Annotated in this window: 22 protein-coding genes and 1 tRNA gene; 12 read left to right on the plus strand and 11 right to left on the minus strand. The window is 70.0% G+C overall.

What is annotated here, in order from left to right; all coding sequences use genetic code 11:
- The first annotated feature begins 571 nt into the window (after nt 1-571).
- Together ACSTA4_RS27980 and ACSTA4_RS27985 are read left to right on the plus strand one after the other, a co-directional pair.
- Nucleotides 572-1045: a hypothetical protein gene (locus tag ACSTA4_RS27980; RefSeq protein ID WP_444961680.1), complete on the plus strand. Its 474-nt coding sequence runs from the start codon at nt 572-574 to the stop codon at nt 1043-1045.
- 187 nt (nt 1046-1232) lie between these two features.
- Nucleotides 1233-1847, plus strand: coding sequence for a rhomboid family intramembrane serine protease (locus ACSTA4_RS27985; RefSeq protein ID WP_444961681.1), 615 nt, complete (start codon nt 1233-1235; stop codon nt 1845-1847).
- Nucleotides 1848-1992: 145 nt separating this feature from the next.
- On the opposite strand, the gene ACSTA4_RS27990 is transcribed toward ACSTA4_RS27985, so the two are convergent.
- From ACSTA4_RS27990 to dcd, 4 genes are all read right to left on the minus strand, one after another.
- Complete coding sequence (locus ACSTA4_RS27990; RefSeq protein WP_444961682.1) at nt 1993-2928, minus strand: glycine betaine ABC transporter substrate-binding protein; 936 nt, start codon at nt 2926-2928, stop codon at nt 1993-1995.
- Nucleotides 2929-2993: 65 nt separating this feature from the next.
- Nucleotides 2994-4223 carry an ABC transporter permease gene (locus ACSTA4_RS27995; RefSeq protein WP_444961683.1) on the minus strand — a complete coding sequence of 410 codons (1230 nt, stop codon included), beginning with the start codon at nt 4221-4223 and terminating at the stop codon, nt 2994-2996.
- On the minus strand, nt 4220-5218 hold the full coding sequence (locus tag ACSTA4_RS28000; RefSeq protein WP_248774722.1) for a quaternary amine ABC transporter ATP-binding protein: 999 nt from the start codon (nt 5216-5218) through the stop codon (nt 4220-4222). Before ACSTA4_RS28000 ends, ACSTA4_RS27995 begins: the two co-directional genes overlap by 4 nt.
- A gap of 431 nt (nt 5219-5649) precedes the next feature.
- The gene (dcd, locus tag ACSTA4_RS28005) at nt 5650-6240 is read right to left on the minus strand and encodes a dCTP deaminase (protein WP_248772604.1); all 591 of its coding nucleotides are present in this window, start codon (nt 6238-6240) and stop codon (nt 5650-5652) included.
- 139 nt (nt 6241-6379) lie between these two features.
- Between dcd and ACSTA4_RS28010 the strand changes: the two genes are divergently transcribed.
- Nucleotides 6380-6453, plus strand: a tRNA-Gly gene (locus ACSTA4_RS28010).
- A 113-nt stretch (nt 6454-6566) separates the two neighbouring features.
- Here the strand turns inward: ACSTA4_RS28010 and ACSTA4_RS28015 are convergent.
- Nucleotides 6567-7007, minus strand: a complete 441-nt coding sequence (locus tag ACSTA4_RS28015; RefSeq protein WP_444961684.1) for a tyrosine-type recombinase/integrase — start codon at nt 7005-7007, stop codon at nt 6567-6569.
- A 202-nt stretch (nt 7008-7209) separates the two neighbouring features.
- Between ACSTA4_RS28015 and ACSTA4_RS28020 the strand changes: the two genes are divergently transcribed.
- Entirely contained in the window at nt 7210-7443 is a 234-nt protein-coding gene (locus ACSTA4_RS28020; RefSeq protein WP_444961685.1) for a hypothetical protein, read from the plus strand.
- 326 nt (nt 7444-7769) lie between these two features.
- Complete coding sequence (locus ACSTA4_RS28025) at nt 7770-8135, plus strand: hypothetical protein (RefSeq protein ID WP_444961686.1); 366 nt, start codon at nt 7770-7772, stop codon at nt 8133-8135.
- A 464-nt stretch (nt 8136-8599) separates the two neighbouring features.
- On the opposite strand, the gene ACSTA4_RS28030 is transcribed toward ACSTA4_RS28025, so the two are convergent.
- Entirely contained in the window at nt 8600-8899 is a 300-nt protein-coding gene (locus ACSTA4_RS28030) for a hypothetical protein (protein WP_444961687.1), read from the minus strand.
- Between the two features lie 257 nt (nt 8900-9156).
- Here ACSTA4_RS28030 and ACSTA4_RS28035 point away from each other — a divergent pair, with 257 nt between their 5' ends.
- Both ACSTA4_RS28035 and ACSTA4_RS28040 read left to right on the plus strand, forming a co-directional pair.
- On the plus strand, nt 9157-9468 hold the full coding sequence (locus ACSTA4_RS28035; RefSeq protein WP_444961688.1) for a hypothetical protein: 312 nt from the start codon (nt 9157-9159) through the stop codon (nt 9466-9468).
- Nucleotides 9469-9521: 53 nt separating this feature from the next.
- On the plus strand, nt 9522-9830 hold the full coding sequence (locus tag ACSTA4_RS28040; protein ID WP_444961689.1) for a hypothetical protein: 309 nt from the start codon (nt 9522-9524) through the stop codon (nt 9828-9830).
- Between the two features lie 107 nt (nt 9831-9937).
- Here the strand turns inward: ACSTA4_RS28040 and ACSTA4_RS28045 are convergent, their stop codons facing one another.
- The 3 genes from ACSTA4_RS28045 to ACSTA4_RS28055 form a co-directional block, all read right to left on the minus strand.
- Complete coding sequence (locus ACSTA4_RS28045) at nt 9938-10924, minus strand: hypothetical protein (protein WP_444961690.1); 987 nt, start codon at nt 10922-10924, stop codon at nt 9938-9940.
- A gap of 146 nt (nt 10925-11070) precedes the next feature.
- On the minus strand, nt 11071-12036 hold the full coding sequence (locus tag ACSTA4_RS28050) for a response regulator transcription factor (RefSeq protein ID WP_444961691.1): 966 nt from the start codon (nt 12034-12036) through the stop codon (nt 11071-11073).
- Between the two features lie 151 nt (nt 12037-12187).
- A complete protein-coding gene (locus tag ACSTA4_RS28055) occupies nt 12188-12688 on the minus strand; it encodes a hypothetical protein (RefSeq protein ID WP_444961692.1) in 501 nt (166 codons plus the stop codon).
- Between the two features lie 445 nt (nt 12689-13133).
- Between ACSTA4_RS28055 and ACSTA4_RS28060 the strand changes: the two genes are divergently transcribed.
- Nucleotides 13134-16337, plus strand: a complete 3204-nt coding sequence (locus ACSTA4_RS28060; RefSeq protein WP_444961693.1) for a glycosyltransferase — start codon at nt 13134-13136, stop codon at nt 16335-16337.
- A 143-nt stretch (nt 16338-16480) separates the two neighbouring features.
- Here the strand turns inward: ACSTA4_RS28060 and ACSTA4_RS28065 are convergent, their stop codons facing one another.
- Nucleotides 16481-17209, minus strand: coding sequence for a PepSY domain-containing protein (locus ACSTA4_RS28065; protein ID WP_444964293.1), 729 nt, complete (start codon nt 17207-17209; stop codon nt 16481-16483).
- A gap of 172 nt (nt 17210-17381) precedes the next feature.
- Here ACSTA4_RS28065 and ACSTA4_RS28070 point away from each other — a divergent pair, with 172 nt between their 5' ends.
- The 4 genes from ACSTA4_RS28070 (at nt 17382) to ACSTA4_RS28085 (ending at nt 21124) form a co-directional block, all read left to right on the plus strand.
- Nucleotides 17382-18047, plus strand: a complete 666-nt coding sequence (locus tag ACSTA4_RS28070) for a response regulator transcription factor (protein ID WP_212642320.1) — start codon at nt 17382-17384, stop codon at nt 18045-18047.
- A complete protein-coding gene (locus tag ACSTA4_RS28075) occupies nt 18044-19417 on the plus strand; it encodes an ATP-binding protein (RefSeq protein ID WP_444961694.1) in 1374 nt (457 codons plus the stop codon). The genes ACSTA4_RS28070 and ACSTA4_RS28075 overlap by 4 nt, the downstream gene beginning before the upstream one ends.
- Nucleotides 19418-19778: 361 nt before the next feature.
- Complete coding sequence (locus ACSTA4_RS28080) at nt 19779-20486, plus strand: hypothetical protein (protein WP_444964294.1); 708 nt, start codon at nt 19779-19781, stop codon at nt 20484-20486.
- A 50-nt stretch (nt 20487-20536) separates the two neighbouring features.
- Nucleotides 20537-21124, plus strand: a complete 588-nt coding sequence (locus tag ACSTA4_RS28085; protein WP_444961695.1) for a hypothetical protein — start codon at nt 20537-20539, stop codon at nt 21122-21124.
- A 183-nt stretch (nt 21125-21307) separates the two neighbouring features.
- Here the strand turns inward: ACSTA4_RS28085 and ACSTA4_RS28090 are convergent, their stop codons facing one another.
- Nucleotides 21308-21973: an NAD(P)H oxidoreductase gene (locus ACSTA4_RS28090; protein WP_444961696.1), complete on the minus strand. Its 666-nt coding sequence runs from the start codon at nt 21971-21973 to the stop codon at nt 21308-21310.
- Between the last annotated feature and the right edge of the window lie 63 nt (nt 21974-22036).

Below are 22036 nucleotides of genomic sequence, written 5' to 3' on the forward strand. Positions count from 1 at the left end.
CATTGAGCGAAATGTCTGTATAGCCCTACTGCCGGATTCGTGACCCATCCGCAACCGGTTCGCGCCCATCGCACCGAGCCGCGGACGCATAGTCCATACCCCGCCCAGACATGGGGGTCACCGCAGGTCAGAGCCCAAACCCCGGAGAACAGCCTCTCTCTTCGGATTCGGACAAGCCAGAAATACATTGCGGGCTAGTTACGTCACCCAACAACGGTTAAGGTAAAGTAAACGTCGTTTAACTACCCGAAGGTCCCGAATGACTACACAGAGGAAAACGGACAAAAGTCCACAAAGCGCACATATAATCCCTAATGTTCACTCCAGTCCTCCGATCGCCTTCGGGACGACTCCCACAGGAAACAGAACGTGGCAAACATAGGATGACGTGATGTTAACCAGACATGAGTGCAACAACCTCTCATTCATGGACAGACCACACCAGGCAGGTACGGAAATCCACAGCTCCGGTTGTCCGAAACCACCGTCCACGCGTCGCCGGAGCCGATAGGGTTTCGAGCGGCGATTGCCGTCATCCCGCCCGCGGTGCCCACTGAGAGAGGCTTCTGCCGTGTCCGAAACAGTTCGCCTGGTCTGCCCGGTAGGCCGCAAGCACCTGGAGCTGTGGGGCGGCTACGGTCTGGTGGCTCTCGGCGCCCTGGCGATCGCGGTCGACGTCTCGCACTGGGCCAACATCGCCCTCGGCGTCCTCCTGGCCCTCACGGGCGCCGCCCTGGCCGCGCACGGCCACATGATCAAGGCACCCGTCCTGGAGGTCTCCGACGGCGAGTTCCGCTACCAGCGGGGCCGCTACATCGTGCGCGTGCCCTTCCACGACATCGGCTCCTACTACGTGCTGCCGGGCCGCATCCGCTCCCTGGGGCTGTACGACAACGCCGGGCGCCCCAAGCGCTTCCCCTCGCTCCGGAGCCGCCGCACCTCGCGCGCCTACCTGCCGCTGACCGGGATGACCAGCCCGGCCCGGGTGGAGTCGTTCATGGCGGTGGCGGGCATCCCGCCGCGCGGGCGCTCGCTGACCTCCTGAGCGCGGCGGCCGCTCCCGCGTGCCCGCCCCTCCCCGAGGGCCGCCTCTCCTCCAGCCGGGGACCGAAACCGGCGGAGCGGCGCCGCTCTCGCCGACTGCCGCGACATATCCCGACACTTCGGGCAATTACCCACCACGCCCCGTACGGACATACCGCCGCAAGACCATGTCCTCTACTCTCGATGGGGTGAAGCAGTCCAGAATCACCGCCATCCTGACCGTAGCGGGGATGCTCGCGGCCATGTGGGTCTTCGAGATCCTCGACAGCTTCGTGCTCCTCGGAAGACTCGACCAGCAGTACGGTCTGCACGCCTGGGACCTCCAGGGGCCCTGGACCGTGTTCACCGCGCCGTTCATGCACGGGAACCTGGAACACCTCATCGGCAACTCGCTGCCGTTCCTCGTGCTGGGCTCGCTCGTCGCGTTCAGCGGCCTGGGACGGTTCCTGCTCACCACGCTGATCATCATCCTGGTCAGCGGTGTGGGCGTGTGGCTGTTCAGCTCACCGTTCTCCCTCACCGTGGGCGCCAGCGGCCTGGTCTTCGGTTACTTCGGCTACACGGTCCTGCGCGGGATCGTCGAGCGCAAGACCATCGACATCGTCATCATGATCTGCGTGATCCTCTTCTACGGGACGATGATCTGGGGGGTCCTGCCCCAGTACCCCGGCGTCTCGTGGCAGGCGCACCTCTTCGGGTTCATCGGCGGCATGCTCGCGGCCTACCTGCTGCCCAGGCGGGAGCGCCGCAGACAGCTCGACCAGGGCTACGGAGGCGCCCAGGGCGGCTACTACGCCCCCTGACGGCGTCCCCGGGGCCGCGGCACGGCCCCGGGAAGCGCGGACGTACGCGGACGGGCCGCCCCCTCGGGGGCGGCCCGTTCTCGTGTGTGCGGTCCCGGAGGGCTCTCCGGCACCGGCGCGCGCGGGGACGCGACCCCGCGCGGCCCTAGAACTCCAGGCCCTCGGCGTCCTCGCCCAGGGTGCGCTCGATGAACTCGGGGTTGTCCGCGAGCCAGGCGCGGGCGCCCGCCTCCGGGTCGTCCTCGTGCTCCTGGAGGGTCAGGACCTCCAGGGTGGCCAGCTCGTCGTCGCTGAGCTCGAAGTTCTCCAGCCAGCCGGCCAGCTCCGGGTAGTCCTCGGTGAAGCCCGCGCGGCCGACGGAGTGGACGGTCTCCGCGTCGCCCATCAGGCCCTCGGGGTCCTCCAGGTCCTTCAGGTCGTACTGGGCGTAGGCCGGGTGGGGGCGCCACAGGGTCACCACGATGGGCTCCTCCTCGGTGATCGCCGAGTCCAGCTCGGCGAGCATCGCGGCGGTGGAGGAGGTGACCAGCTCGAAGTCCTCGTCCAGGCCGTAGCCCGGCATGGCCTCCTCCTGGGTGACGCGGGTCAGACCGGCGCCCGGGTCGATGCCCACGATGCGGCCGCCCAGGTCCTCGGCGTGGTCGGCCAGGTCGGGGATGCTGTTGACGTCCTCCATGTAGGAGGGCACGGTGATGGTCAGCTTGGCGTTGTCGTACCAGGCGCCGAGGTCCTCCAGCTGGTCCCCGTACTCCTCCCAGTAGTCGGCGTGCGTCACCGGCAGCCAGGTGTCGAGGAACAGGTCGACGTCGCCGTTGGCCGCGCCCTGGTACATCGGGGCGACGTCCACGTCGGTGACCGTGACGTCGTAGCCCTTCTCCTCCAGGATGACCTTCCACATGTTCGTGGTGGCGATCGCCTCCTCCCAGGCGATCAGCGCGATGTTGATCTCCTTGGCGTCCTCGCCGCCGCCCTCCTCCGGGCCGGTCAGGCTCTCACCACCACCGCCGCCGCAGGCGGACAGGAGGAGCGCGGCGCTCATGCCGGCGGCGGAGAGGGCCGTCATGCGCTTACGGCTGTACATCGTGGGGTTCCTTCCCTCGGGGAATTCGGTGTGCGGGGCTGGACGGGGTGGGGCGGGCACGCCGCTCAGGCGGCCGACGCGGCCGCGCGCGGGCTGTTGCGGGTGACGGCCGCGGTCAGGCGGTCGAGGAAGATCGCCAGGATGACCACGGCGATACCGGCCTCGAAGCCGAGGGCGCCGTCGTTGCGGGTGATGCCCTGGTAGACCTCGCTGCCCAGGCCGCCCGCGCCGACCATGCCCGCGATGACGACCATCGACAGGCCGAGCATGATGACCTGGTTGACCCCGGCCATGATGGTGGGCAGGGCCAGCGGCAGCTGGATGCCGGTGAGGACCTTGGTCGGGGAGGCGCCGAAGGACTCGCCCGCCTCCACCAGCTCCTTGTCGATCTGGCGGATGCCCAGCTCGGTCAGGCGGACACCGGGCGGCATCGCGAACACGATGGTGGCGACCACGCCGGGGACGGCGCCGATGGAGAAGAAGAAGATCGCCGGGATCAGGTACACGAACGCGGGCAGCGTCTGCATCAGGTCCAGGACCGGCTTGACGATCTTGCTGACCAGGTCGTTGTAGGCGGCCAGGACGCCGATCGGGATCGCGATGACCACGGCGATGGCGCTGGCCACGAGGACGAGGCCGAGCGTGTCCATGGCGTTGGTCCACTGGTCGACCGATGCCACCAGGGTGAGCGCGACCAGGCCGAACAGGCCCATGCGCCACCCGGCCACCGAGAGCGCCAGAAGGCTCAGCAGCAGGATCATCAGCAGCGCCCCGGGCCGGGTCACCAGCATCGGGAGCACGAGCCAGCCGAGCAGGACCAGCACGAGCCAGCCGCCCGCGACGACGCCGGTGCGCACGCGGGTGCCCCGGTCGATCACGCCGAGGACGGTGACGGCGACCAGGAAGACCAGCGAGATGCAGAAGTAGGCGTCCACGTACTGCTGGTCGAACAGGTTCATCGCCCACAGGAAGAGCTGCGGCGGCAGGCTGTTGACGACAGTGTTGCCGAACGCGAACTGCGCGTGCAGGACGTAGAGCAGCGAGACCGCGGCGACGATCACCACCAGCGGCAGCCGCCGGCGGCGCAGCAGCGGAACGGCGATGATCACGGCGGCCACGAAGGCGAGCTGCCCGGCGGCCGGTTCGGTGAAGAAGCCGGACAGGGCGCTCACGGCCCAGCGGATGAACTCGCCGACGGCGTCGAAGAAGACGCCGAAGGTGCTCTTGAGCCAGGCGTTGAGGGCTTCGAAGCCGTCACCGATGGGCAGGGACGGCGGAAAGTCGACGGGTGTCACGGGGTCTCCTTCCCGCCCGCGAGCGCGGCCAGTACGGAGTTGCGGGTCACCGTGCCGAGCACGGTGCCGTCCTCGTCGACCACGCGGAGGCGGTCGGAGGCGGCCGCGCTGGCGTACAGGTCGGCGACCAGGGTGTCGGCGCCGACCTCGGGCGCGGAGGAGTCGGCCGCGGGGGCGCTCGGGTCGAGCACCGACGCGGCGGTGAGCACGCGGGTGCGGTCGACGTCCTCGATGAAGCGCTCGACGTAGTCGTTGGCGGGCTCGCTGAGGATCTCCTGCGCACTGCCGATCTGGGCGACACGGCCGTCGCGAAGCACGCAGATCCGGTCACCGAGGCGCATGGCCTCGTTGAGGTCGTGCGTGATGAAGACGATGGTCTTGCCCAGACTCTTCTGGAGTTCCAGGAGCTGGGTCTGCATGTCCCGCCGGATGAGCGGGTCGAGGGCGCTGAACGCCTCGTCCATGAGGATGATGTCGGTGTCGGCGGCCAGTGCCCTGGCCAGGCCCACACGCTGCTGCATGCCTCCGGAGAGCTGGTGCGGAAGCTTGTCCTCCCAGCCGCCGAGCCCCACGAGTTCGAGGGTCTCCCCCGCCCTGCGGCTCCGCTCGGCGCGGGACAGGCCCCGCAGCTCCAGGCCGTAGGCGGCGTTCTCCAGGACCGTGCGGTGCGGCAGGAGTGCGAAGTGCTGGAAGACCATGCTGATCTTCTCGCCCCGCAGCTTCAGGAGGCTCTTCCTGCTGAGCGCGGTGATGTCCACGCCGTCGACCTCGACCGTCCCCGCGGTGGGTTCCAGGAGGCCGTTGAGCATCCGGATCAGGGTGGACTTCCCCGATCCGGACAGGCCCATGACGACGAAGATCTCGCCCGGTTCGACCTCGAAGGACACGTCGATGACGGCGGCCGTCACGTCGAGGTCGGCGATGGTGTCACGGTGGCTGCCGTCCGAGAGCCGCCCGACGGCGGCTCTGGACTGTCTGCCGAACACCTTGTACAAGTGGTCTGCGCGTACTGCTGGCACGGTCTCCTCTAGGGGGCTGTCCCGACCGCGAGGCGCGTCGGGGCAACAGTTCCGCCCCATCGCCGACCCGCGGTTCCCACAGGTAGTCGGCGTGCGCGGAGCCCCCTTGCGCGCCCCTCATCAGGGCGGAACCGCTACCTGGTTCACGTCGGGGCGCAACCTTACCGAGGTGTGTACGTACAGTTCAGGCGCTAAGTAACCACCAAATAACATGTTTAAACGTCATAAAAACGGTCCGCCGACCTGTGGCAGCGGATGCCGGAGCCCCAGAAGGCTCCTTTGTGATTTACACCACACGCAAAAAATAGTGACCTTGGTCACATACTAGTGACAGGTGGATCAAACGACGGTCCGTGTCCGTTCATGACCGTACCGTAAATGAATCGCCCTGTCCGCCCCGGCCCCGACTAGACGCCTTCCGGGCTGATCGGGGTGCGGATGAAGTTCTGGTGGGACCTGGACGGCGTCGGTCCCCGCTGCCCCTGGTAGCGCGATCCGTAGCCCGCGGAGCCGTAGGGATGCTCGGCCGGGGAGGACAGGCGGAACATGCACAGCTGGCCGATCTTCATGCCCGGGTAGAGCTTGATCGGCAGGGTGGCCACGTTGGACAGCTCCAGCGTGACGTGCCCGGAGAAGCCGGGGTCGATGAACCCGGCAGTGGAGTGGGTGAGCAGCCCCAGGCGCCCCAGCGAACTCTTGCCCTCCAGGCGGCTCGCGATGTCGTCCGGGAGGCTGACGACCTCGTACGTGGACGCCAGCACGAACTCGCCCGGGTGCAGGACGAACGCGTCCTCGCCGTCGGTCTCGACCAGCCGGGTGAGGTCCGGCTGTTCGGCCGAAGGGTCGATGTGCGGGTACTTGTGGTTCTCGAACACCCGGAAGAAGCGGTCCAGCCGGACGTCGATGCTGGAGGGTTGGACGAGGCCGGGGTCGAAGGGGTCGATCCTGACCCGCCCGGCGTCGATTTCGGACCTGATATCGCGATCGGAGAGCAGCACGGTCCGAACCTACCGCCTGGGGCAACGCAGCGTAGCGGCGATCCCCGGCCGGGTGGCGGTCCGCGCCGAGTTGCCCACCCGGGCCGGAGTTGGGCTAGGATGGCATCCGTTGCCAGCCGGGTTCTTCCGGCGGTGCCGCGCGGATGTAGTTCAATGGTAGAACTTCAGCTTCCCAAGCTGATAACGCGGGTTCGATTCCCGTCATCCGCTCCAGACACACAGACGGCCAGGTCGTTCGGGGTTCTCCGAACACCTGGCCGAACTGCTTTCCGGGGTCTCGTCCCGATCGCTGTGCCACACACGTGCCACACGCGCGGACGCCGACCTCAGCGACGGGCACGTGCGGAGGGCGGTTCCTCGCCGTCGTCCTCGGCCCGGTTCGCCCTCAGCTCCTCGGCCACCCTCTCCCCCAGTCGGTCCGCGATCTCGCGTTCGCGTTCATCCCGCGCGTGGAGGTAGATCATCGCGGCGCGGGAACTGGAGTGCCCCATCCGGTTCATCAGCTCCCGCAGGGAAGCCCCGGCCTCGGCCGCGTAGGTGTTGCCGGTGTGCCTCAGGTCGTGGAGGTGGACGTCCTCCAGGCCCACGGCTTCGCAGGCGTCGGCCCAGTACTTCGTGAAGTTGCTCCGGCGGAGCTGGTTGCCGCGCACGCCGACGAACACGAACCCGTCCGGTCCGGATGCCAGCTGTTCGCCCACCGGGTCCGCCGAAGCGACCCCTTGCGCTTCGTACAGGCGGAGCACCGGGATCCCAGGGTGGACCCGCACGGGACGTCGATCACCTCGGTGGCACCGGTGGCGATGTTCGTGCGTCGAAGGGACACGGGCCGGATGCACACGCCGTGGTCGGCGGCGACCTGTTCTGCCACTTCACGAGCCAGCGGTTGCGCGAGGCGTTCGGCCCGGGTTGTCTTACCGGTAGGCGTCGGCATCAGCCCACCCCCACGGTGTCGAGGAGAAGGAGCACCCCATGCGGATCGTCGGAATCGCGAACCTGGTAATGGCGCTCGTATGGGTACCAATCGCGATCTTTGCCCCCTACGAGGGCGACGGCCTGGTCAGGCATGCCCAAGTCTTCAACGCGGTGGCCTCCTCCGCAGTCACCGTCGTATGGATCGCTTTGGAAGCGGCCCGGTACCGCGCGCAAAAGAGAAGCAGCCAGCATCAGGTGGGCTCTCCCCCCGAGGAGAAGGCGTCTCCGTAGCCCTCAGCCATGGCAGTGATTTCGGTGTCGGAGACCTAGGCGGCCCGCGCCCGGCCCGGGGGCGAACGGTTGCCGTTCGGAAGAAACCAGCTTCTGACGTGTGAAGATCCCGAGGCACCCGGTAGCGGTGTACGGCCATCAAGGGTGACCGCCACCAGCGCCACCGGGCGCCTCGGCCCGAAGTCGTCACCAGAGGGTCAAGTGAGAGCGTGGCGTCCAAGGACAGCGGGGAGTGCTTCCCACTCACACCGCAGCAGCTCTTGGCAGCGGGCAGGACCCGGGGGTAGCGTTCCCTCTTCACATCTACACCGAGCGAAAAAGACGATGTGAGTGTTCAGAAGTGGAACCCCGAAGCGAAGTCAGCCCTCCTTGAACTGCGCAAGTGGCAGAAGGAGCGACCTTCGGAGACAGCGCCCATCGAGGAGCGCATCCACTCCTTGGAGTGGATAGCGGACATCCTGTCCAGACTTGCCCACTACGGCCCTCTCAGTGTTCAGAACGCCCTGATCGAGTCCGAGCAGCACCGCAGGAAGTCCCAAGCCTTGCGCGAAGAACTGAAAGAACGACAGACCGGGGTCTCCACCACTGACGCAGCCCCGGGCAGGTCGGCTGTTAGAGGTATGCAGTCCGTTACGGCTCCTGTTGGCAAAGAAGCCGAAACAGATGGTGATCCGTTCCCTGCATCATATTGAACGGCGCAGCCCACATGCCCCGTTTCATGCCCCTTCGCAGGGCGACAGACAAGGGCTCAGGGCCACTCATGCGGTAACCGCTCTTGAAGTGTCAAGTCAGATCTTCACAGGTCGGCCGAATCCCACGATCTAGAATTCCCAAGTTGATACGTCATCCCTTCCCTTCTCGGGATCCGATCCCATGGACTCGAGGTCCACACAACAAGTGACAACCAATCTGGTTGAGGCAGCACTAGGTACCTGTCGCAGCGTCCAGCCGTTACCCTGCCTGCCTACGTGCGCGGCCGTCACGATGAGGAGCTGGCACACATCATCGAGGCCGCAGACGCAGCTCACAGCGGGATGGTGGTCCGGGTCGGCTTCTCCTCTACCGGCAAGCCCACACCTACTGGGAGGCCGATCAACTGCCAACAGACCTCGGCTAGCAACTATGGCATCCGTTCGCCCTCAACCGTGCCGTCAAATCATTCCTGGTCGACAGCCTCACGGTACCGCGGAAGCTGGTTGTATCCGTACTTAGGGTTATTCGCTCCGTGCTCGACGATCAATACGTTCTCACGGCGACGGACTTCGCCGTTCGTGGCGGTCTCAGATTGCCACAGGATCTGTTTGCGAATGGTGAAGTCAAGAAGTTCTTCGGGGTCGAAGTCTCGGCGCAGGAGGTCTTTCGAAGGGCTGCCGAAGTAGGTCAGGCGACTATCAGTGACATCTGAGCTGACATATATTTTTCCATTGGGATAAGTGATCTTGTAAATTAATTTCATGCGTCAACTGTAACATCCCACGATGGCAAACAAACCATAGTGTCAGTGGTCTACAGATCGTCTGTGGCATCAGGGGGGCCGTCCCCCATGGTCCCCGCAATCCGCTCAAGCCCTGGCGCACTCAGGGCGTGCGGTGGACTCAGGAAGTTCACACCAGAAACGCGTGGGGCCGATACGGTGTTTTCTGTCCACTGATATCAGGTTTTCGTAGCACCTCTGCTGCACACCGGTAAAGACACTCGGTTCATGCCGAAACCATGAGACCCGTCCACACCCAGCGGGCGCTCCAGGCGTCGGCATCAAGCCACCCCCACAACCACGGAGCGGGAGACCCCCACCCCATGCAGCCCGAACGACCGCCGCTGCGGCCCCTGGTAGGACTGATCGTCGTATTCGCGTCACACGTCGTCCTCGTGGTGACGCCGACGGCTTTCGGCGGCAAGCCTTACGGGACGACTGTCGCGTGGGCGATCATCGTGGTGTTCGCGGTCGTGGTGTACCGCAAGCTGTGGGCCCGGTACCGCGCCTACCAAGAGCATTCTCCGTCCGAGGAGGAACCTGAGCCGTAGGCCCTCCACCCCGCGGTGGGTACGATGCCCTCCCACCGTGGGAGACGACGCGTATGACACTGGTCCGCAGGGGCTCTCGCAGCATCACCGTGGACGGCACCGGCTACCGGTGGCGCGTACGGCACCGGCCGACCTACGCACAGGCCCTCTGCGAGTCACCCATGACCTTCGCCGTGGAACTGGCAAAAGCACCAGGGCAGACCCTCGTGGTCGCTACCCAGCACCCGCACCCCGGATCCTGGCTGTCGGTCGTCCCTCCCGTTGCCGTGACACCGGGCGTCGTCTCCACCGCCATCCGAAGCGCTCTCGCCCAGGGGTGGTCCCCGGCCTCCCCCGGGTCGGCCCACCACACGAAGCTCTAGCCACCGAAACCCCGTGCCCGTCGCGTATCCGTCCAGACAACGGCCCCCGGTGCGCGAAGCGGCTTCGCGCGCCAGGGGCCGTCTCCGGGTTACGGGCACGCCCACTCTCACGCCGGTGACGCCGCTCCGGACAGTGACGCGGCCGTGACGGCCGAACGCCTCCACGCGAGTGCCACCAGCCCCGCCACCGCGCCGACGCAGACGATCTGCCCCACCAGGCCGAAGGTGCTGTACCCGTGCACCCCGAACTGGATCATGAACCCCGCCCAGCAGTAGGTGGCCACGGCGCCCGCGACCGCGGCCAGGGTGTGGCGGACCGTCCAGCCCCCGCGGCCCGAGCTGACGAGGAGCACCGCGCCCGCGGTGAGCGCCAGGACGGACATCGCCGCGAGCGTGACCGCGGCGGGGAGCAGTCCGTTCTCCTGGACGAGGATGAAGCCGCTGCCGCACACCAGCGCCACGGCAGCCAGGGCGAGGGGGTGGGGAACGCGGCCGTCCCGCGCGCGACCGGGTCGCAGGAGCAGTCCGCACACCACGCAGGCCGCCACCAGGGCCAGTACCACGGCGACCTGCGCGGGAGAGGCGAAGAACCGGTAGGTGTAGTAGTTGCCGAGCCCGAGCAGCGTGCCGCCCAGGAGGTAGACCACGACCACGGCCACGGTGCCCGGCACCCGTAGCCAGGGCTCGCGGGCACGGGCGGGGAAGAGGAGTTCGACCAGCACGATCGGCACCAGGATGCTCCACACGCTGTGGATGCCGACGACGTAGAACGACCACACCGGGCTGGTGCCGAGCGCGGGCATCCAGCCGTACTCCAGCAGCCCCAGCCCGAGGTACTCACCGTTGAAGAGGGTCCCCAGCACGATGCCCTCCTCGATGAGGCCGTAGCCGACGGCCAGGGCCAGCATGGTGGGGTAGCCGCGCCCCAGTCGGCGGGCCACCTCGCGGATGAGCAGGGCGCCCCCGCCGTACAGCAGGACGAGCGGAAGCAGCATGAAGGCCCACGTGGAGGGCTCGGGTGTGATGTTGCCCAGGAGGTACTCGCCGACGAACGGGGAGAGCACCAGCAGGATGAGGGGCGGGATCAGGCGCATGACGGCCTTTCACGTCGGTGAACAGGGCGGATGCCACCGAAGTTAGGGACCAGCAACCGCCGCATCCAGTGCCGCGGGACCGATCGCGACGAACGGACCGCCCCGTGGGGCCGTGTCACGACGAAAGTCGCACCGGGCTCGACGCCTCAGCCGAACCAGCGGGCGGCCATCAGGGCGAGCTGGGTGCGGTTGCCGCAGTCGAAGCGGCGCATCATCCGGGACACGTGCCCCTTGACGGTGGCCTCGCTCAGGTAGAGCTCGCGGGCGATCTGCGCGTTGGAGGCGCCCGTGGTCAGCAGGCGCGCGATCTCGCCCTCGCGTTCCGACAGGGTCGGCGTCTCGGGCCTGTCGGGTTCGGATGCCCGCTGTTCGCCCTCAGCTCCGGCGGGCGCCACGTCGATGCGCACGGTCAGCCGGGGTCCGGAGGCGGCGTCGGGCGCGTTGAGCCCCTGTAGTGCGACCGTGCGCAGGTCGCGGGCCTGGGCCGCGGCGGTCTCGTCGCGTGCGGCGGTCAACATGCCCTCCGCCCGCAGCGCCACCAGGAGGAGTGCCTGCCGTGCGTCCCCCGTGTCGCCCCCGGTGGGGACCGGCGGGACGGCGGGGCGCGACAGCCTGTCCCGGCGTGCCTCGTCGAGCCGCTGGACGGTGGCCACCAGGGCGCCGCCCAGGACCGGAACCGACGAGGCGAGCAGGCTCGGTACCAGGGGGGCTCCGCCCCGCGCGGTGACGAACGCCGACACGGCAGCGGCCGCTGACAACAGCACCACACCGGTGGCCAGCTCGGTCATGCTCCGGGCCCTCCGCACCAGGTTGAGGGTGCCGAAGGCGAGCGCCAGGACGGCCCAGGGGACCGCGCCCAGCCGCAGCAGTTCGCGCAGGGTGGGTTCGAGGGCGATGCCCAGGGTCACGACCGCGACCACGCCGGGCATCACCGCGGAACGGCCGCCGAGCCGCCAGCCCAGCGCGGTGGCGCCCAGTTGCACGAGGGTCGAGGCCAGGACGACGGGGGCGGCGTGGGGCGCGATCAGCAGGCCCGCCGCGCCGCCGAGCAGGGCGGCGGCGGCCAGCACGAGGGCGGGCAGGCCGGTTTCCCATCGGCTAGGAGCGGTCACGGGTCCGATCCTAGGGCGGGTCCGCGGCGGTCGGCCGAGGAGTTCGTCCGTGCAGTCTGACCCGACCGGGCGGGAGCGGACCGGCCGTGCTCCCGCCACGGGCCGGACCGGTGTGCGGGTACGGTCGGCCGCCGGGGCCGGAAGTCCGCCTCTACTCCCCGACGAACGTCTGGGACAGCAGTTCCTTCGCCAGGTCCTCGGCGAGCCGCGCCAGTGCCTCGCCGTCGCGGCCGGGACCGAAGGCGGCTCCCGGGGAGATCCGGGCGGCGAGCTCCTCCAGCAGTCCGGCGACGATCATCGCGCGCAGCTCCGTGATGACCACGTCGCTGGACGGCCCGTCGGAGGGCCGCACCTGCGGGCCGCGGTCTCCGTCGAGCCGCCGTCGCAGGTCGGCTGCCCGCTGCGGCAGAGTGATCGGCTCCGCGCGCCGACCCGCGTACCGCTTCGCCGCGAGCGAGTACTCGAAGGGGTCAGGCGTTTCGCGGGCTGTGTCGAGCGGCGCGGACGTGCCCCCCGCCAGTGCCGAACGCAGATTCCGCAGTGCGGCGTCGACCCGCTCCGGCGGGCCTTCCACCTCCGGCATCGCGTCGAGGACCCCGATCGCGGCCTCACGTAGGCGCGCGTACTCGGTCTGAACCCTGTCGTCGGTCATCCCTGCTCCTCGTCCCGCTCTGCTTGCCTTCGGCACATCTTCGAGGTCCGGACGTCCTCCGTCATCCTGTTCCCCGGGTGACAGCGGCACGGCCTGAACCCGGGTCGCTGCGCGTTTACAGGCAATTCTTACATGTACGATGCCTTATCACACAGTTTGTTGTGATGCCCGTTATCTATCGTCGTGCCTCTGCGCCATTCCTCGCCCGGGCAAGAGAGCGCTTGTGTCCTCGCGGCCATGCGAAGCCGAGTACGGGACCCAGGACGTTCCGTACCCTCGCGACGGATGTGCCCCCATCGACGCACTCCGTCACCCCGCTCCCGTGACGGAGGACGCGGCTCCGAGCATTCGCGGTAGCCCTCGATCCGATACGGAAACCCACCGCTGTCCGTGAGCATCCAACCCCGGATCAGTCTCCGGAGAACGCACCAAGGAGCAGTCAGTGATGGACGAGTACGCGCGGTCGTCGCGTGAGCGGTTGCTCCAGGACTACCAACGGCGCCTGGCCCGGACACACCCCGCCGACGGCGAGGCGGTCTGGCTGGAGTTCGCCGAGGAGTGGGCGCGGCTGGCCCGACAGGGCGGCGCGGAGCGCACCGGTCTGCGTATCCTCGCCTACTGCACGGAGTGGGACCCCCACAAGGGCGGCATCGTGGCCGTCAACCGCAACCTCGTCGAAGGACTCGCGGCCGCCGGACACGAGGTCTTCGTACGTGTCGGCCACGAGGTGCCGCCCGACACTCCCGGAAGCCGCGTCCACCTCATCGGTCCCCGGCAGTACGACCCCGGCCGCGGCGAGCAGGAACAGCTCGTCTACGACGGCGAGGAGCTGCCGTCGGACGTGGACGCCATCATCGGGCACAGCCGATACTCCGGCCCCGAAGCGCTACGGGTGCGCGACGAGAGGTACCCGGACACACCGTTCGTCCAGGTGGTCCACATGGTGACCGGTGCGCTGGCCCGGGTGGCGAACCGACCGGACCTGGAGGTGGAGTTCGAAGGCATCGAACGCCGCATGGTCGCCGCCGCCGACATGGTCGCGGCGGTCGGCCCGACGCTGGAGGAGGAAGCCCGCCGGCTCGCCGCCACCAACCCGGGTGACCACGTTCCCGCCATCCACCAGATCGTTCCCGGAGTGCCCTTCGAGGAGCAGCGGCTCCCTCCCTGGGACGGGGAGCGGACACGCCACGTGCTGCTGGTCGGGCGCGGTGACGCGCCGCAGAAGGGCGCCCATCACGCCGCGCTCATGGTCCGCCGGTTGTCGGACGAGGGTATGGACGTCCAACTGACCGTGCGCGGTGCCGCCCCGGAGACCATGGAGGAGGTGCGGGAAAGGCTGTCCGCCATCGCCGGTCGCGAGGTCGTGGTCAAGCCGTTCTCGATCGACCGGGACGAACTCCTGTCCGACATGCGGCAGGCCGACGTGATGGTCATGCCCTCGCGCGCGGAGGGTTTCGGGCTGGTCGGGCTGGAGGCCGCAGGAGCGGGGCTGCCCGTCGTGGTGCCCACCACGAGCGGGGTCGGGGCCCTCTTCGGGGACACGAGACGCTTCCCGTCCGAGATCACCCGCCTCATGCTTGTCGAGCAGGGCTTCGAGGACCAGGTGGACGTCGCACGCTGGACCGAGAACGTGCGGGAGATCCTGCTCGACATCCCCACGGCCAGAGCGAACGCGCTCGCCCTGCAACACCTCCTGAGCGAGGCCGACACGACGTGGGTGAGTGCGGCCCGGTCCCTGGTAGCCGGTATCCAGGCGATACCGGACCGCGGCGCACCGCGTCCCCGAGCACCCGAGATGCCCGCGATGACGGGCGACGGTTGGGTGGACTGCGCCGAAGGCCACGCGCACTGGGGCCGATTCGGTGCCGCCGGGCTGCTGCCGGTCCACCGTGCCGCGAACGGTGAGACGTTCGTGCTCATGCACCACCGGGGTGCGGACACCGACCAGGGAGGGACCTGGTCGCTCCTCGGCGGCGCGCGCGAAAGCCACGAGTCCCCGGCCGAAGCCGCCGTCCGCGAGGCCGTCGAGGAGAGCACACTCGACGCCGACCACATCCGGGCCGAGCGGGTCGTCCGGGACGATCACGGCGGCTGGTCGTACGACACCGTGATCGCCTCGGTCGACCGGCTGGAGCCGGTCCGGCCCGTCGGGGACGAGTCCGTGGCGTTGAGCTGGATCCCCCTCTCCAAGGTCCGGGACCTGAACCTGCACCCCGGTTTCTCCGACAGCTGGCCCAGGATCCGGGCCGAGCTCGACTCGGTGCTGCGCGGTGAACCCTCCCCCGCCACCGTCGCGGCCGACGCCGCGCCCCGCACCAGCGCGCTCCCTCTGCCCGCGCACCCGGTCAGCAGAGCGCGCGTGGTCGCCAGACGGACGCTCGGACACGGTGACGGCTTCCTGAACAGGGAGCTGGCCACGTTCGAGGACGGCACCCGCGCCGTCTACGAGAAGTACGAGCGGACCGAGGACGCCAGGGTCAAGGTGCTCGACGCGCACGTCGGCCGGGCGGTCGGCGCCCGCGTCCCGCTGTCGTACCCGGTGGGGCTCCGCGAGGTCTACACCGACCACATGCCCGGTGAACCGGTCTCCGCCCGCTATCGGAACCTGTCCGACCTGGCGGACCAGGGACTGCACGAGACCCGCGACGGTGTGTTCCTCGGCCTGCACCACTCGCTGACCGCCGTCCAAGGTGTGACCACCGACCATCTCGTCCTAGGAGGACAGCGGAGTCTGATCGCGGCCGACCCCGGCACCGCGTCGCACGCTCCCTTCCCGGACACGGAGAACCCCTTCGTCCGCACCTTCTTCCGACAGGTCGGACCACACGTGCGTTCCTGGGTGGACAATCCGCTCTCCCCCGGCGACGTCGAGATCGTGCGCCGACAGATCGAGGACCTTCGTCCCCTCTTCGATCGGTTCGGTATGTCCGACCTGTACGACACGCGTGTGGAGCGGTTCGACCGGGTGGCGGAGCACGCGACAGGGACCGAGCTGCTGCTGCCCAGGACGCCGACCCACCACGTCGCGTCGCCCGGTGACCGTGCGGGCACGCTGGACCGCGTCTCCGTCGGAAGGAGTCGGGAATCCGCCGGGGAGCGGACCACGGCAAGCAGTGCCGACGTCCGGCCCCGGTCCCGGAACTGGCTGGCGGAGCACTCGGAGCGCACACGGGAGCTCATCAGACGGGGGGAGCTGACCGCTGACGGCACGCGGCCCCAGGCCCAGGACTGGCTGACGGAGTACTGGGAGCACGCCCGGGGCCTCATCAGAGGCGGAGGGCTCACCGCTCAGACCGCTCCCGCGATGTTGGCTCTGCACGCGCGGGCCGACCGCGTGGCCGCTGTGGCCTACGAGGGCCAGGACAAACAGCTCGCCAGACACGACTGGCACCAGAAGGTACAGAAGGCCGTGTTCATGGCGGGTCAGCGCGGCGTGGACAACGCCGACCTGCCATCGATCCCGCACGAGTACTTCTCCGCCACCCGGGAGGAACGCACGCGTTACGTGGAGGCGATGAAAACCACCGGGACCGTGCGCAGCTCCCAGCGGAGACCGACTCCCCCGGGCGTACGAGCCGCCAACACGTCCTCCCCTGACGGTGGTCGGCGCAACCGTGGTGCGCAGGAGGGTCCCGGCCTGGAACGGTAGTGGTGCGGTCGGGGACGGGGACGCCGTCACCACCGCGCGGCGCCCCGGGAGCGCGAACGGGTCGGCTCCCCGGCGCGGCCTGCCCCGACCGCGCCCGAGGCGCCGACCCCGACGGTCCCCGCGGGGGACGCGTCCCGCGGCCGTCAGTCCTCGGCGCGCACGTCCACGACCTCGCCCGCGGCGTCGAGGATGACCTCGTACTCCTGGCCGTCGGCGCCGCGCACCTCGGCGTCCCAGCCGTCCCAGCCGTCCTCGTCCTGGCGCTCGACGTCCTCGGTGGTCGCGCCCTCGCCGACCGCGGCGGCGGCGTTGGCGGAGACCGTCTCGCGGTCGGCCGCGGCCTGCTCACCGGTGTTCTGCCAGGGGGCGGGGCCGCCGTCGGTGTCGCGGAAGGCGGTGCCGTTGACGGTGAACACGTCGGCGTCGTCGCGGTCCTCACCCTCGTCGTCATCGTCGTCCTCGTAGCGCACGCCCAGGGTGACCTCGGTGCCCTCCAGGCCGCGCAGCTCGTCCAGGAGCGGCTCGACGGTGCCGTTGCCGTCGAAGTCCTCCAGCTCGGGGTTGGTCAGCAGCCACTCCTCCGGACCGAAGTCGACCTCGACCCCGGACACGGACCAGTCGTCGACGTCGTCCCCGGCGCGCAGTTCGCCCACGAGCTGCTCCAGCCCGTCGACCGTCCGGGTCGAGGGCTCGCTCTGCTGCGACTGCCCGTTCCCGCCCGTCTCGGAGTCGGCCCCGGCGGTGACGCCGGTGAGCGCGATCGGGGCCACCTCCTGCTCGGGGTCGCCGGCGACCAGGTAGCCGACCGTGCCCACGGTCAGCAGTCCGGCGGCGGCAGCGGAGGAGAGGATGATGATGGTCTTGGTCTGCATCGCGGATCCCTTGCTCACGTGCTCGAAGGTCTGTGTACCACCCAGCATGCGGCGGCGCGATGATGGCGGCATGAGGTCGACATGAGGGCCTTCTTCATGTTGCGCTCAGGAACGGTTCAGCGGCCTCCGCCACGGTGGGAGGCGACACGGGGAAACGGGGAGGGGCACGGCCTTGGCGATTCTGGTGGTGGAGGACGAGGAGGGGATCGTCTCCTTCGTGCGGCGCGGGCTGGAGACGGCCGGTTACCAGGTGCTCACCGCCGCCGACGGGATCGACGGGCTGACGATGGCGCTGTCGTCGGACGTCGACCTCGTCGTGCTGGACCTGGGGCTGCCGGGGATCCCGGGTGAGGAGGTGCTGCGGCGGCTGCGCGCGCGCCGCCCCTCGGTACCGGTGATCGTGCTCACCGCCAAGGACGCCGTGAGCGACCGGGTCGCCAACCTCGACGCCGGGGCCGACGACTACATGGTCAAGCCGTTCAGCGTGAGCGAGCTGCTGGCCCGCGTGCGGGCCCGGCTGCGCGGCGGCGGCCAGGAACGCGGCGACGTGCTGGCCGCGGGCGGTGTGGTGCTCGACCTCGGGGCGCGCACCGCCTCGGTGGAGGGGCGCACCGTCAACCTCTCGGCGCGTGAGTTCGCGCTGCTGGAGGTGCTCATCCGCCACCCGACGCAGGTCTTCTCCCGGCCCCAACTGCTGGACCGGGTCTGGGGCTACGACTTCGAAGGCGCCTCCAACGTGGTGGAGGTCTACGTCAGCCAGCTGCGCCGCAAGCTCGGCAGCGAGCGCATCCAGACGGTCCGCGGCGCCGGGTACCGGCTCGGGGACGGCGCACGGTGAGCCTCACCGGCCGGGTGGTCCTGCGGTCGCTGCTGGTCATGGCCCTGGTCATCGGCGGCGTCGCCCTGCTCACCTACGAACTGGTGCGCGTGTCGGGCCTGGCGGACATCGACCACCTGCTGCGCGAGGAGTCGGCGCTGGTCGGCGACGCCCTCGACGGGCGGCTGCCCGCCGCCGCCGGGCTCGACGGCGTGGTCTCGGGCCCGGAGGCCGAGCGCGCCGCCCGTCAGGCGCTCGCCGTACGCCCCAGCGGAGCCCGCCACGTGACGCTGGTGACCGTCAACGACGTGCGGCTGCAGAGCACCGGGGGCCCCTCGCGCGTCGCGGGCCTCATGCGCGGCGGCGACGCCCCCGAGGCCGCACCCGGGACCCTGCGCACGCTCGACACCGACGCGGGCCCGCTCCGGGTGCTCGACACCCGGGTCGTGGACGACGCCGGTGACACCCTGGCCGTGGTCACCGTCGCCGCCCCGCTGGACTCCACTCGGGAGACGGCGGCCACCGTCCTGCTGTGGGCCGGGCTCGCCGGGGCGATCGGCGTGGTCGGCGGAGGGGTCGTGCTGTGGCTGGTCGTGCGGCGCACCCTGGGCCCCGTGCGGGAGGTCTCCGACGCGGCCAAGGCCATCTCGCCGGCCGACCTGGCCACCCGCGTCCCGGTGCCCGCCACCCGCGACGAGATCGCCGAACTGGCCACCGAGATCAACCAGATGCTGACCCGCATCGAGCAGGCCGACAGCAACCGGCGCCGGTACCTGGCCGCGATCTCCCACGAGGTGCGCACCCCCCTCTCGGTCGCCGAGGGGCACCTGGAACTGCTGGGCACCGCGGAGGCGGCGGTCGTGCGCGCCGAACTCCACCGCCTGCGCCGCGTGCTGGAGGACCTCATGGCGGTGGCCCGCGGCGGCGACGAGATCGACGTCCGCGTCGAGGCCGTGTTCCTGCCCGACCTGTTCCACGACGTGCGGGCCCGGCTCGACGCCCTGCCGCACGCCGACGCCGTCACCCTGGAGGAGCCGCCGCCGGACGTCCTGCTCGGCGACCAGTCGCGCCTGGAGCAGTGCCTGGCCAACCTCACCGCCAACGCCGTCGACCACAACCCGCCCGGCACCCGCGCCACCGTGACCGCACGCGGCGGCGGGGACACGATCGCCCTCACCGTGGCCGACGACGGTCCGGGGATCAGCGCCGAGGTGCTCCCCCACGTGTTCGAACCGTTCGTCACCACCCGCACCACCGGATCGGGACGCACCTCGGGGCTCGGCCTGTCGGTCGTGCGCTCCCTGGTCGAGGCCCAGGGCGGTGAGGTGGGCATCGACAGCGGCCCCTCCGGCACCGTCGTCACGATCACCCTCCCGCGCGCCACGCCCTGACCGGCTCCGCGCGGGGCCGGGGCCGCGCGTGCGGCGGCTCGGGGCGCGTTCGCCGTTCACGCGGGCCTCCCCCCGGTGGAATTCCCCTTCACCGGGAACCCTTCGCCGCGAAGGGCGGGAACGGGAATTCCCCCGGAAAGGGAGAGCGCGTTCCGGCGCGTGCGCACGTCCGGTCCGGTGAGTGGCGCACGCCGGTGCACACTACGCGGGGAGGGCGTAATCCCCACCCTCCGTGATAGTCTCGTAATATCGCCACAACGCCCCTCACCTGCATGTACGCCCTCCACGGTCGCCTGACCGAACCGTGGCCGAGTTTTGGGCGGGCCTTGGGGGGCAGTGCGATATGGCAGGAGGTGCTCCGATGGAGACCGGAATAATTGTCATCATCGCCTTAGTGGTGGTGGTCGTCATCGCCGGAGGAATCGCGATCGCCGCGCGGTCCTCGATCCTTCCGGCCCGGCGCACCGCCCGGCTGAAGAAGCGTTTCGGCGCCGAGTACGACCGCGCCGTGGAGGTCCACGGCAACAGGACGGCCGCCGAGAACGCCCTGTCCGAGAGGCTCCGCCGCCGCGACAACATGACGCTCCGCGAGCTGAGCGACCAGCAGCGCGTGGCGCACACCCAGACGTGGGCCGCGGTGCAGCAGGAGTTCGTCGACGATCCCGTCCGCGCCGTCCGCGACGCCCGCGGACTGGTGGAGGCGATCATGGCGGACCGCGGCTACCCCGGCCCCGCGTCCGCGGCCGACGGTGAGTCCGCCTTCGACCAGCGCCTCGACGACCTGTCGGTGGACCACTCCGCCGCGGTCACCGGGTTCCGCCGCGCGCACGCCACCGGGCGCTCCGCGGAGGCGGGCCAGAGCGGCACCGAGCACCTGCGCGAGGAGCTGGTGTCCTACCGCGGCCTGGTGGAGTCCCTGATGGGCGGCCTGCCGACGGCCGACGGCACGACGGACCGGAGCCCTGGCACGGGGCGGACCGCTGTCGACCACACCGCTCCGGCCGCGGGCACGGAGCGCGCCGCCGTGGAGCGGCCGCACCGGGAGAGGGGACCGGAGGCGGGTCTGTGACCGGCCCCGGCAGCTTCTCGCCGAGGAACCGACGACACGAGGAGGCGGACATGGTGGAACGCGTACCCGGCCCCGGCACGAACCGGGAGACCGAATCGGACCAGTACCGGGCGCGGACGCCCGGAAACGGGACCGGCCCCCGTACCGCGGAGCCGGTGACCGTCGACGCCGAGGTGAACGACCCCGGACGCGGGACCGGCCCCGGGCCCGCCGGCGCTCCCGGTCCCGACCGCACGGGCCCCGTCGGCGGTGACCACACCGGCCCCGGACCCGCCGGACACGCCAGGCCGGGCGGACGCGGAACCGCGCCGGGCCGGGTGCCGGAGCAGCCGGGCGCCGGAGCGGACCGCCCTGACGCGGCGGACGGGCCCCGGGCGCGGGGCGCGAAGCTCGAACGAGTCCGGGAGCGCTGGAACGCGACGCAGGGCAAGTTCGTCGACGACCCCCACGGCGCCGTGCGCGAGGCCGACGCGCTGGCGGCGGAGGTCGCCGACGCCGTGGTCGCGGAGATCGAGGAGCGCCGCTCCGCGCTGCGATCCGCGTGGGACGAGGGAGCGGGCACGGACACCGAGTCGCTCCGGGTGGCCCTGCGCGACTACCGCTCCTTCGTGGAGCACCTGGTCAACACCAACACCTGACGGCGCGCGGCCGCCGCGAGCCGTTCCGGTCCGGGAGGGGCCGCCCACCGCCGAGCGCGGGGGCGGCCCCTCCCTGTGCGCGGCCGCAGGCCGCTCCCCTCGGCGGGGACCCGTGCGCGGGTCCGCGTTCCCCGGACGGAATCCGGGCGGCCCCAAGGGAAGCGGTCGGCCCCACCGGTCGGCTCATCCGGCGAGGAGCTTGTCGACCGCCGCATCGGCCTCGGCGAACAGCTCCCGGTAGTGGTGCTCCCGGGCCGCACCGGACAGGTCCTGGGCCTCGCTGTCGAACAGCGCGGCCGTGTGGACGTCGAAGATCCCGCAGTACTCCGAGATCCCCCGGCGCAGGGGCCCGTCGAGCAGGTCGAACACCAGGTCCGCGTTCTGTTCCCCCTCGGCGAGCCCGGCCAGGGCCAGCCACAGCATCCGCTTGCCCGCCATGGGGGATCTGCTGCGGCCGTACGCGAGGCCGTAGTTCCACACGCGGTCGATCCAGCCCTTGAGCAGGGCCGGCAGCCCGTACCACCACACGGGGAAGACGGGGACGATGAGTTCGGCGGCGTGGACGCGGCGGATGTGGGCGTGCACCTCGTCGGAGTAGACCTTGTCCCGGTTGCCGTAGTCGGGTTCGTCGGCCTCGCTGTTGCGGGGGTCGAACCCCTCGGCGTGCAGGTCGAGCAGGTCGACGCGGTACCCGGCCGCCTCCAGGCGCGCCGCGGCCCGTGCGGCCACGGCGGCGGTCAGGGAGTCCGGGCGGTGATGGGCGAACACGACCAGCGCGGTGCGCCCGGTCGGCGTGACGGACTCGGAGGGCTCGAAGGAGTCGGAGGCTGTGAAGGGCTCTTGGTTCATGAACCCAGTACAGACCAGCGGGCGTGGACGTTCCATAGCCGAAAAGCTCTGTTTCTTTGGCGT

Source organism: Nocardiopsis sp. M1B1 (assembly GCF_052466615.1).

Excerpts from the sequence above, each read along its gene's own strand:
- ACSTA4_RS27990 (WP_444961682.1), bottom strand. The coding sequence starts at position 2,928 with ATGTACAGCCGTAAGCGCATGACGGCCCTCTCCGCCGCCGGCATGAGC.
- ACSTA4_RS28020 (WP_444961685.1), top strand. The coding sequence starts at position 7,210 with ATGCGGATCGTCGGAATCGCGAACCTGGTAATGGCGCTCGTATGGGTA.
- ACSTA4_RS28030 (WP_444961687.1), bottom strand. The coding sequence starts at position 8,899 with ATGAAATTAATTTACAAGATCACTTATCCCAATGGAAAAATATATGTC.
- ACSTA4_RS28035 (WP_444961688.1), top strand. The coding sequence starts at position 9,157 with ATGAGACCCGTCCACACCCAGCGGGCGCTCCAGGCGTCGGCATCAAGC.
- ACSTA4_RS28040 (WP_444961689.1), top strand. The coding sequence starts at position 9,522 with ATGACACTGGTCCGCAGGGGCTCTCGCAGCATCACCGTGGACGGCACC.
- ACSTA4_RS28045 (WP_444961690.1), bottom strand. The coding sequence starts at position 10,924 with ATGCGCCTGATCCCGCCCCTCATCCTGCTGGTGCTCTCCCCGTTCGTC.
- ACSTA4_RS28055 (WP_444961692.1), bottom strand. The coding sequence starts at position 12,688 with ATGACCGACGACAGGGTTCAGACCGAGTACGCGCGCCTACGTGAGGCC.
- ACSTA4_RS28060 (WP_444961693.1), top strand. The coding sequence starts at position 13,134 with ATGGACGAGTACGCGCGGTCGTCGCGTGAGCGGTTGCTCCAGGACTAC.
- ACSTA4_RS28065 (WP_444964293.1), bottom strand. The coding sequence starts at position 17,209 with ATGCAGACCAAGACCATCATCATCCTCTCCTCCGCTGCCGCCGCCGGA.
- ACSTA4_RS28080 (WP_444964294.1), top strand. The coding sequence starts at position 19,779 with ATGGAGACCGGAATAATTGTCATCATCGCCTTAGTGGTGGTGGTCGTC.
- ACSTA4_RS28085 (WP_444961695.1), top strand. The coding sequence starts at position 20,537 with ATGGTGGAACGCGTACCCGGCCCCGGCACGAACCGGGAGACCGAATCG.
- ACSTA4_RS28090 (WP_444961696.1), bottom strand. The coding sequence starts at position 21,973 with ATGAACCAAGAGCCCTTCACAGCCTCCGACTCCTTCGAGCCCTCCGAG.